Below are 511 nucleotides of genomic sequence, written 5' to 3'. Positions count from 1 at the left end.
TGGCCGACAGATACACCACCGACCGGATGGATAGCGATGGTTGGCCAGACAATTTCCCAGAGTGTTTATCCGGAATTGTATGCGATATATGGCGCGACACTCCCTGACATGCGTGGCTATTTCATTCGCGGATGGGCCGGTAGCCAAACGGCAATTGACAGCGGTCGTACATTATTAACAAAAGAAACTGGCACGGGTTTAGCTATGCAACTGGGTGGTTTTACCGGTTATAACGGCATAGATGCAGACAATGCGGAGACGGGTAATTTACATAGCAGTTATGCTGTTTACGAAGCGACTGCCACACAGGTATCGACAGGTGTTACGTACAAAAAAATTCGTCCGGATAATATTGCGTTCAATTACATTGTGAGAGCAGCATAATGACAGACTATGTGACGCTAGATAGTAATAATTTCGCTACATCAACAGGTTTTATAAAAACCTATCAATATGATAATAACGGAATCTATATAGGTGATGTTGACGAATGGGTAACAACGGGTACCGG

The 511-nt window shown here is 44.4% G+C and carries 1 protein-coding gene; it reads left to right on the top strand.

Features of this window, described 5'->3' with window-relative positions:
• Positions 1 to 384 (top strand): phage tail protein (locus FCN80_RS26355; protein WP_136993308.1); only part of this gene is annotated, 384 nt, incomplete at its 5' end.
• Between the last annotated feature and the right edge of the window lie 127 nt (positions 385 to 511).

Origin of the sequence: Martelella alba, assembly GCF_005217455.1 — a bacterium.
Taxonomy (GTDB): Bacteria; Pseudomonadota; Gammaproteobacteria; order Enterobacterales; family Enterobacteriaceae; genus Acerihabitans.
The sequence above is the reverse complement of the archived record's forward strand: the minus strand, read 5'-3'. Positions and strand labels throughout refer to the sequence as shown.